At 64.3% G+C, this 9,245-nt stretch carries 11 protein-coding genes; 1 reads left to right on the top strand and 10 read right to left on the bottom strand.

Annotated elements, in window-relative coordinates; genetic code table 11:
* Positions 1-46 precede the first annotated feature (46 nt).
* Genes ACW9IB_RS28620 through ACW9IB_RS28640 form a run of 5 tightly spaced genes read right to left on the bottom strand, consistent with a single transcriptional unit; the run spans position 47 to position 4,115 of the window.
* The gene (locus ACW9IB_RS28620) at positions 47-802 is read right to left on the bottom strand and encodes an SDR family oxidoreductase (protein ID WP_457416652.1); all 756 of its coding nucleotides are present in this window, start codon (positions 800-802) and stop codon (positions 47-49) included.
* Positions 792-1,595, bottom strand: a complete 804-nt coding sequence (locus ACW9IB_RS28625; RefSeq protein WP_457416654.1) for an SDR family NAD(P)-dependent oxidoreductase — start codon at positions 1,593-1,595, stop codon at positions 792-794. The genes ACW9IB_RS28620 and ACW9IB_RS28625 overlap by 11 nt, the downstream gene beginning before the upstream one ends.
* Positions 1,588-2,409: a molybdenum cofactor biosynthesis F family protein gene (locus ACW9IB_RS28630; RefSeq protein WP_457416656.1), complete on the bottom strand. Its 822-nt coding sequence runs from the start codon at positions 2,407-2,409 to the stop codon at positions 1,588-1,590. Before ACW9IB_RS28630 ends, ACW9IB_RS28625 begins: the two co-directional genes overlap by 8 nt.
* 13 nt (positions 2,410-2,422) lie before the next feature.
* Positions 2,423-2,788: a cupin domain-containing protein gene (locus ACW9IB_RS28635; protein ID WP_457367335.1), complete on the bottom strand. Its 366-nt coding sequence runs from the start codon at positions 2,786-2,788 to the stop codon at positions 2,423-2,425.
* Between the two features lie 28 nt (positions 2,789-2,816).
* Positions 2,817-4,115, bottom strand: a complete 1,299-nt coding sequence (locus tag ACW9IB_RS28640) for an NAD(P)/FAD-dependent oxidoreductase (RefSeq protein WP_457416658.1) — start codon at positions 4,113-4,115, stop codon at positions 2,817-2,819.
* Between the two features lie 207 nt (positions 4,116-4,322).
* Between ACW9IB_RS28640 and hpaR the strand changes: the two genes are divergently transcribed.
* Entirely contained in the window at positions 4,323-4,751 is a 429-nt protein-coding gene (gene hpaR / locus ACW9IB_RS28645) for a homoprotocatechuate degradation operon regulator HpaR (RefSeq protein ID WP_457416668.1), read from the top strand.
* 126 nt (positions 4,752-4,877) lie between these two features.
* Here hpaR and hpaI read toward each other — a convergent pair whose 3' ends face one another.
* The 5 genes from hpaI to hpaD form a co-directional block, all read right to left on the bottom strand.
* Positions 4,878-5,678 carry a 4-hydroxy-2-oxoheptanedioate aldolase gene (gene hpaI / locus ACW9IB_RS28650; protein WP_457416660.1) on the bottom strand — a complete coding sequence of 267 codons (801 nt, stop codon included), beginning with the start codon at positions 5,676-5,678 and terminating at the stop codon, positions 4,878-4,880.
* A 15-nt stretch (positions 5,679-5,693) separates the two neighbouring features.
* On the bottom strand, positions 5,694-6,497 hold the full coding sequence (gene hpaH, locus ACW9IB_RS28655; RefSeq protein ID WP_457368311.1) for a 2-oxo-hept-4-ene-1,7-dioate hydratase: 804 nt from the start codon (positions 6,495-6,497) through the stop codon (positions 5,694-5,696).
* Between the two features lie 11 nt (positions 6,498-6,508).
* A complete protein-coding gene (locus ACW9IB_RS28660; RefSeq protein ID WP_457416662.1) occupies positions 6,509-7,813 on the bottom strand; it encodes an MFS transporter in 1,305 nt (434 codons plus the stop codon).
* Between the two features lie 65 nt (positions 7,814-7,878).
* Complete coding sequence (locus ACW9IB_RS28665; protein ID WP_457416664.1) at positions 7,879-8,274, bottom strand: 5-carboxymethyl-2-hydroxymuconate isomerase; 396 nt, start codon at positions 8,272-8,274, stop codon at positions 7,879-7,881.
* A gap of 15 nt (positions 8,275-8,289) precedes the next feature.
* On the bottom strand, positions 8,290-9,147 hold the full coding sequence (gene hpaD, locus ACW9IB_RS28670; RefSeq protein ID WP_457416666.1) for a 3,4-dihydroxyphenylacetate 2,3-dioxygenase: 858 nt from the start codon (positions 9,145-9,147) through the stop codon (positions 8,290-8,292).
* Positions 9,148-9,245: the final 98 nt, after the last annotated feature.

Raw genomic sequence — 9,245 nt, forward strand, 5'->3', positions numbered from 1 at the left:
ACCACCGCATTCGCGAGCAAGCCCGCTCCCACATGTAAATCAGGGTTCAGACTTCGGGAAGGGTCGCGCCACCATCCACCACCAGGGTCTGCCCGGTGATGTAGCCAGCGAGGTCGGAAGCGAGGAACAACATCGCCCCGGCGATATCCGCCGCGGCGCCCAGACGCCCCAGGGGCACGCGGCTGGCGATGCTGTCATTGAGTGCAGCGTCACCCAGGTTGCCCATGGCGGGCGTGGCGATCATGCCCGGTTCCACGCCGTTGACCCGCACATTCAGCGGCGCCAGTTCCAGCGCCGCATTGCGGATAAACCCGTTGACCCCGGCCTTGGACGCCGCGTAGTGAGTGAGCCCCGGATAGCCGACGCGGTTGCCGGTCACCGATGACGTCACCAGCACGCAACCCCGGCCTTGCGCGCGAAACACCGGCAAGGCCGCCTGGGTCAGCCAGAACAGCGCCGACAGGTTCACATCCAGGGTGCGTTGCAGGATCGCCGGAGTGATGTCGGCGAAGGCCGTCAGCGGAAAGTACCCGGCGTTGTGCACCAGGATATCCAACTGCGGCAGCCCGTGAACGCAGTCAGACACCGCCTGCGCGTCTGCCAGGTCGACGCCCGCCGCTTCCACGCGATGACCCTGTGAGCACAGCGTGGTGGCCACCTCCCGCGCCTGTTCCAACTGGCGGTCGGCGATCACCACCCGGGCGCCGCGCCGGGCAAATGCCTCGACGATCCCGCGCCCGATGCCCTGCGCACCGCCGGTGACCAGCACCACGCGGTCGCTGAAATCCAGGTCATTGGCCATGGGCACTCTCCAGATGAGCGAAGGCCAGCGTCGGCACATCGACAATGCTCGACCCACCGTCGGCCACCAGCGTCGCGCCGGTGATGATCGACGCATCACTGGACGCCAGAAAGCGACAGACCCGAGCGATTTCCTCGGCACTGGCCGCGCGGCGCAACGGCACGTCGGCACAGACCCGGGCGTACGCCTGCTGCAAGGTATCGCCATAGGCGTCCATCAGCGGCTGCATCTCGGCATCGGCCATGGGCGTCCGTACCCAGCCGGGGCACACCGCGTTTACCCGCACGCCGTGGGGGCCGTAGTCCCGCGCCAGCGAGCGATTGAGCCCCAGCAGTGCGTGCTTGGCCGTGGTGTAGCCGCACACTTCGGGGCCGGCTGACAGGGAGGCGATGGAGCCGATCAGCACGATGTTCCCGGCGCTTTCCTGCAACAGCGGCAGGCATGCACGGGCACTGTAGAACGCGCTGTCGAGGTTGCTGCGCAACGCGCTTTCCCAGGTGAAAGGGCTGGTCTCGGTTGCCGTGCCCAGGCCATGGCCGCCGGCGCACGCCAGCAGCACATCGAGGCGCCCGTACTGCGCGCGGATCTGCCGGATGAAGTCCTCCCAGGTGTCCGGGCAAGCCGCATCGCCCACCAGCACCAGGCCGCCGGTGTCCCGCGCCACCGCTTCCAGCGGCTCACGGCGCCGGCCCACCAACGCCAAGCGTGCGCCTGCCTCGGCGTACAGGCGGGCGCAGGCGGCGCCGATCCCGGTGCCGGCGCCGGTGATGACCACCGTGCGCGGCTCAGTCACGGGGATACTCCGTGCGGTTGAGCACCTGGCAATAGGAACTGATCGGGAAGTTCGACAACGCATCGAACGAGGCCCCGGCATAGCCGAAGATCTTGCCGTCGCTGCGGTGCTGTTGCAGGTCGATCAGCACCAGGCCCAGGGTCGGCACGATCTTCTCTTGCCACACGAACAGGTACAGCTGTTCGGCGATCTTGTAGTAATGGCAGCGGTCGGTGTCGCACAGGCCTTGCTCCACGCCCTTCAGGCATTGCCAGGCGTAGAAGCGTTCATTGAGGTAGATGTGCTCGTAGACTTCGCTGGGGCTGTAGCGGTACTGGTTGCGCAGGCCCACCAGTTCGTCGGTGGGCGCATGCAGGCAGTGGCCGGCCTGCCAGGGGCGGTCGAGGCTGCCGTGCAGAAACTCCGCCTGCACCGAGGTCAGCGGCTTGCCGGCCAGGGCACGGTGGTAGAGGCCTTCCCGGGTGTCCTGCGGCGTGGGCAGGCCGCCGATCACGGCAGTGAACGAGGCCGCTGCGGTGTCCAGCACCAGGCTGATCGACCAGCTCTGCCCGGCCTCCTGCTTGATGAAATCCACCAGGTACAGTCCCGGGCGAATCGAGGTGGCGCGGTAGGGTGCGCGACCGCTGGAATGCCCGTCGGCGGCGTGCCAGGCGAGGGTGTCCTGCTCGAAACGGTGTTCGATCCGCCAGCCATTGGCGAAGTGCAGGGTGAACGTCTGGCCGGCCAGGTCGGCCAGGTTCGGCAGGATAAACGCCTGCGGCGCGAAACCATCGGCCAGTGCGCCGACGGTGATCCAGTCTGAAGGGTTCGACATGGCAATGCCTCCCTTAAACGACGGCGAAGTAGTGTTTGACGAAGCTCTCGCTGACCACGTCCCACAGTACCGGCGTGCCTTTGGTCACGAACCAGCTGTCGCCGGCCTTGTAGCGCGTGGTCTGGCCGGTGGACTCGTCGGTGAGCGCCACTTCGCCGGTGACCACGGTGGCTTGTTCGGTGAACGGGTAGACCATGCGGAACTTGCCTTGGGTGGTGCCGAAGTAGGCACTGCTGACGGCATCGGTGGGGGCGCCGAAGGTCATCTTGCCGAAGGCACGCACGTCGCCTTCGAGTATCTCGGAGCCGAGGTCGGCCACGGTGCCCCAGGCGTCGAGTTCCGACAGCTGGATGTTGTGTTTGAGGGCGGTAAGGGTCATGGCAGTTGCTCCAGTTGAGTCATGAGGGTTAGCGGCGACCGTTCCAGAAACCGGAAAGCTGGTGCCAGGATTTGCCCGCCGTCAGGATCAGCGGGCGGACCGTGTCTTTGCCGACGATGGTCGGGCGACGGATGGAACTGATCAGGTCATAACGGGGCGAGCCTTCGCTCATGCCTTCGGCCAGGACCTTGCAGATGATGTGGCTGGGGGTGACGCCAAAGCCGGAATAACCCTGTACGAAGAACGCATTGCTGCGCCCCGGCAGCGTGCCGATCTGCGGGAACAGGTTGGGGCTGCATGCCATCGGGCCGCCCCAGGCCAGGTCGATTTTCACGTCCTTGAGGTAGGGGAAAATCTTCAACATGAGGTTGCGGTTCCACGCCTTGAGGTCGCCGGGGATATGCTCCACCAACGGTGTGGCGGCGCCGAACAGCAGGCGGTTCTCGTTGGTGACGCGGTAGTAGTCGATCACTGGGCGGATATCGCTGTAGGCCCCGCGGATCGGGCTGATGCGCTGGATCAGCTCTTCGGACAGCGGCTCGGTCATCATCTGGAACGCGTAGGTGTTGATGGTCGAGCGGTGCAGTTCCGGCTCCAGCTTGTTGAGGAAACTGTCGCAGGCCCACAGCAACTTGCTGGCGCGTACCGAACCGCGACCGGTGCGCACGGTGATGCGTTCGCCGTAGCTGACGTCCAGTGCCGGGCTGTTCTCGAAGATCCGCACGCCATGGCCGGCCAGTGCGGTGGCTTCGCCCAGCAACAGGTTGAGCGAGTGCACGTGCCCGCCGCCCATGTGCAGCAAGGCGCTGCTGTAGGCCTTGGACCCGATGATCTGCTGCACGTCGGAGCCGCCGAGAAAGCGGATCTCGTGCTGACTGTTGATCGACTTGAAATCTTTTTCCCAGGCGCGCAGGGTTTTTTCCTGGCGGGCGTTGAAGCCCATGTAGCCGTAGCCGTGGCAGAAGTCTGCGTCGATGTTGTACTTGGCGATGCGGTTCTTGATGATGTCGGCGCCCAGGTCGCTGATCTCGAACACCTGGCGCAGGCCGTCTTCACCCACGTCCTTCTTGATCTTCTCCAGGTCATGGCCGATGCCGGCCATGATCTGCCCGCCGTTGCGCCCGGTGCCGCCGAAGCCCAGGTAGCGCGCTTCGAGCACGACGATGTTGGTGATGCCTTTTTCCGCCAGTTCCAAGGCCGTGTTGATACCGGAGAAACCGCCGCCGATGACCACGACGTCGGCGTCGATGTCCTGTTCCAGGGTGGGGAAGCTGAGGTTGTATTTCTTGGTGGCGGTGTAATACGTGGGGGTTTCGATGTTGATCATGGCGCAGCCTGAAAAGGTGAAGGAAGGCTCTAAAGCGGATGCCTCCATTAGGGGCCCTGACGGGAGGGAAGTCTTGATCCTGCCTGCCCGGGCTTTTGATTCAGCGCGCCATGGGCGGTGGGACAAACAAGTTATAGCGCGCTCGGCGGCAGGGAATGCTAGAATTTCGTTAAATTATTAACTAAATACCCCGTGACCCTGATCCCTATGCCCAAACCTCGACAGTCCCTGACCCTGGCCTTGCTGCAAGCGCGTGAGGCCGCGATGAGTTTTTTCCGCCCGTCCCTGAACGAACACGGCTTGACCGAACAGCAATGGCGCATCATCCGCATCCTTGAGCAACACGGTGAGCTGGAGATTTACCAACTGGCCGACCTGGCCTGCATCCTCAAACCGAGCATGACCGGCGTGCTGGTACGCATGGAAACCGCCGGCATGGTGCACCGACGCAAGGCGGAACAAGACCAGCGCCGCGTGCTGGTGACCCTGGCCGACAAGGGCAAGGCGAGTTTCGAGTCCATGAGCCAGTGCATGGAAGCCAACTACCAGCGCCTGCAGGACCAGTTGGGCGAACAGAAATTGCAGACCCTGCTGGGCCTGCTGGATGACTTGAAGCACATCAACCTCAAGCGCTGAGTCAATTTCCCGGGCACTGAGGATCAAAATGTGGGAGCGGGCTTGCTCGCGAATGCGGTGTATCAGTCACCGAATGCGCTGGCGGATCCACTGCCTTCGCGAGCAAGCCCGCTCCCACAGGGGACCTCAGTACACACCGCCTGTTTGGGTGGCCTCGGGAATGCCTTTGAACTTCCCGGCCAGCGCCTGCAACCCGCGCATCAACACCGTGGTGTCCACGCCTACCGCGACAAAGGTCGCACCCAACTCGATAGAGCGCCGCGCGAGGCTTTCATCGGCACTGAGAATCCCTGCTGCCTTGCCCGACTGCACGATGCGTTGTATCGCGTCTTCAATCGCCGCCTGCACCTCAGGGTGCCCGGGGTTGCCACGGTGGCCCATCGACGCACTCAAGTCCGCCGGGCCGATGAACACGCCGTCCACACCCTCGACGGCGGCAATCTCATCCAGGTTCGCCAGGCCTTCAAGGTTTTCGATCTGCACCAGCAGGCACATCTGTTCATCCGCCAAATCGAGGTAACCGGGGATGCTGTTCCAGCGCGAAGCCCGCGCCAATGCACTGCCCACACCCCGGATCCCTCGGGGCGGGTAGCGCAGGGCGCGCACCAGCTCGCGGGCCTGGGCGGCGCTTTCGACCATGGGCACCAGCAGGGTCTGGGCGCCGATGTCCAGCAGTTGCTTGATCAGCGCACTGTCGCCGATCACCGGACGGATCAGCGCCTGGCTGGGGTAGGGCGCCACCGCCTGCAACTGGCCGAGCATCCCTTGCAGGTGATTGGGCGCGTGTTCGCCGTCGATCAGCAGCCAGTCGAAGCCGGCGTTGGCGGCCAGCTCCGCGCAGTACGCATCGGCCAGGCCGAGCCACAGGCCGATCTGTACGTCGCCGTTGCACAGGCGTTGTTTGAAGCGGTTGACGGGCATGTCCATGACAGTTCTCCAGGGTCAGACGAAGCGGCAGGCGATCGACCCCAGCAGGTCGTAGTCGACATGGAAGGTGTCGCCCGGGCTGGCGGCGACCGGGCGGGTGAACGAGCCGCCGAGGATGATCTGGCCCGGCAGCAGGGTCACGTCATAGGGCGCCAGTTTGTTGGCCAGCCAGGCCACGCCCTTGGCCGGGTGATTGAGCACCGCAGCCGAGACGCCGGACTCCTCGATCACGCCGTTGCGATACAGCACCGCCGGCACTTTGCGCAGGTCGATATCCGCAGGGCGCACGGCACGGCCACCGAGCACTACGCCAGCGTTGGCGGCGTTGTCGGAGATGGTGTCGAACACCTTGCGGGTCGCGTTTGTCTGCGGATCGATCTGCTGGATGCGCGCGTCGATGATTTCCAGCGCCGGGATCACCCACTCGGTGGCGTCGAGTACATCGAACACTGTGCAGTTCGGCCCCTTGAGTGGTTTGCCGAGAATGAACGCCAGCTCCACTTCCACCCGCGGCACGATGAAGCGTTCGAAGGGAATGTCACTGCCTTCGTCGAAAAACATGTCATCGAGCAACGCGCCGTAATCCGGTTCGGTGATGTTCGACGATACCTGCATGGCCCGCGAGGTGAGGCCGATCTTGTGGCCCTTCAACGTGCGGCCATCCTGGATCTTCTGCGCAACCCAGGCACGCTGGATCGCATAGGCGTCCTCGATGGTGATGCCCGGGTAGTCGAGGGAAAACTGGCGTACCTGTTCGCGGTTGCGTTCGGCGCGGTCGAGGCTGGCAGCGGCTGCGAGGATTTGCTGGGAGTCGAGCATGGCGACGGTCCTTAGTGCGGGTTGACGATGGTGGCGTGGGTGCGCAGCACCAGCAGGCCACCGAGGGCGATAAACAGGGCGAGTACGTACAGCGCCAGGCTGGCGCTCTGGGTGGCGTCGCGCATCCAGCCGATCAGGTAGGGCGCGAGGAACGCGGCGACGCTGCCGAACGAACTGATCATGGCGATGCCGGCGGCCTGGGTGGTGTGGGAGAGGAACGCCGGCGGCAGTTGCCAGAACATCGGCAGGGCTGCGCTGGCGCCCATGCCGGCAACCACCAGGCCGCCCATCACCGGCAGCGGGTTGTCCGGCGCCAAGCCGGCCACGGCGATGCCGACGGCGGCCATCAGCAATGGCACGCACAGGTGCCAGCGGCGTTCGCGGTGACGGTCGGACGAACGCCCGCAGCCGAGCATGAAAAAACAGCCGGCCAGATAGGGTACGGCGCTGAGCAGGCCGACCTGGCTGTCGCGACCGATGCCGGCGCCGTGGATCAGTGTCGGCATCCAGAACGCCAGGGTGTTCACCGCCAGCATCACGGCGAAATACACCGCCACCAGCAACCACACGTGCGGGTCACGCAGGATGCCGCCGAACGAGGTGATGGTCTTGCGTTGTTCTTCGCTGCGTAACTGGTCGCCGAGCTGCTGCTTTTGCTCGGTGGTCAGCCAGTGCACCGACTCGAAACTGTCCGGCAAGCCTTTGAGCACCACCAGGCCCAGCAACACCACCGGCAGCCCTTCGATCAGGAACATCCACTGCCAGCCGCGCAGGCCGCCAACGGCATGGAAATGTTCGAGGATCGCCCCGGACAACGGCCCGCCCAGCACGCCGGCCATGGGCACGGCGATGGCGAACAGCGCCGTGACCTGGGCCCGCCGTCGCGCCGGATACCAGCGGTTGAGGTACACCAGGATCCCCGGAAAAAAACCGGCCTCGGCCACCCCCAGCAAAAAGCGCAGCACGTAGAAGCCCCGGGCGCTTTCCACCCACAGCATGCCGGTGGACAACAGCCCCCACACCACCATCAGGCTGGCGATCCAGCGCCGTGGCCCGACGCGGTCCAGCGCCAGGTTGCTGGGTACCCCGAACAAGGCGTAGGCGATGAAAAACAGTCCGGCGCCGAAGCCGTACACCGTGTCGCTGAAGTGCAGGTCGCTGCTCATCTGCACCTTGGCAAAACCGATGTTGATGCGGTCCAGATGGGCGAACAGGTAGCACACCAACAACAGTGGCATCAGGCGCCAGGTCACCAAACGATGGGTGCGGTCGTGCTCGACCAGCGTGCGGCTGGCCGTGGAATGGGCTGTGCTCATAGTCTTGTACTTTTTGTCTGAGTGGCCGTGGATATAAGCCCCTGCAGGAGCTGGCAAGCCAGCTCCTACAGGGAGGTGTGTTGACTCAGGAAGTCATGCACGTTGTTCTGCTTGAAATTCAATTGCGGGTGCAGTTCGACCATCTCGAACGACAGCGCCAGCAGGCGTTGCGCCTGCAACTCGGCAAAGTGTGCGGTGATCACCGCGAACACCGCTTCGGCCACCGCCTGGCGCGTGGCCAGGTCACGGCCATGGCCGATCTTGAGGGTCATGTGCACGAAGGCATAATCGTGTTTGCCATCGGCCATGCGCCAGGTGTCGAGGCGTACCGCCCGGCTGCGGATGCCGCCCAGGGGGAACACGCCACTGTCCCCCAATACGCGGTGGATCCTCTCGAACAGGCCGGGCAGGTCGGCCTGTGCTTCGAGGTTGTCGGTGTACTCGGCGATAAAGTGCGGCATGGGTTTCTCCCGTTTCTACAGTGGGAAAATCGCGTTGACCTGACCGGTGCCCGAACTACCGAACGGCGGCGTGATGATCTCCGCCGGCTTGGCATAGTCCGGCCCGCCGAGCAGCCCCAGGAGCATGGCAGTGTCGTGCATCTTGCCTTCGCCGAAGCAATGTTCGGCGTAGTCCGGCAGCATCGCGCAGAACTCCTTGAAGCGGCCCTGCTTCCACAGCTCCACCACGTGCAGGTCCACTTGTTTGTCGAACTCGCGGGTCCAGTTGTGGATATTGGCTTCGGCCTGGCGGTCGTCCGAGAAACGGTGGGACAACGAACCCGACGCCAGCACCAGCACCTTGCGGTCGCTCTTCTCGATGGCCCGGCGCACGGCGGCGCCAAACGCAAAGCTGTCTTCCAGGCGATGCCAGGCGCACCAGGCGGCGATGGAGATGACCTTGAATTTCTCGTCCTCCGGCACACCCATGTGCATATAGCGCATGGGCACCAGCGTGCCGTACTCCAGCTCCAGGCTCGGGATGTTGTGGGCCATGCTGCGCACGCCGGCTTCGTTGGCCTCGGCGGCGATCAGTTCGCCCAGCCCGGGGCAGCCGGGGTACGCGTACTCCATGTTCTTGATGAAGTGCGGCAGCTCGTTGCTCGTGTAGGTGCCCTGGAATCGCTCGCCACAGTTGACGTGGTAACCGCTGTTGACCAGCCAGTGCACGTCGAACACCACCGCCGTGTCGGCGCCCAGTTCGCGGGCACGCCGACCGATCTCCTTGTGCCCGGCAATCGCCGCTTCGCGACAGCCGTGATGCTTGCCGGGCAACTCCGACAGGTACATCGACGGTACGTGGCAGATCTTCGCTGCCAGGACCACTTCGCCCATGATGATTCTCCTGAATACTTGTTCTTGTAAGGCCAGCGCGATCCTTGTGGGAGCCGGGCTTGCCCGCGATGCAGGCGACGCGGTGTTTCAGATGCAGC

Source organism: Pseudomonas sp. SDO524_S393 (assembly GCF_054071875.1).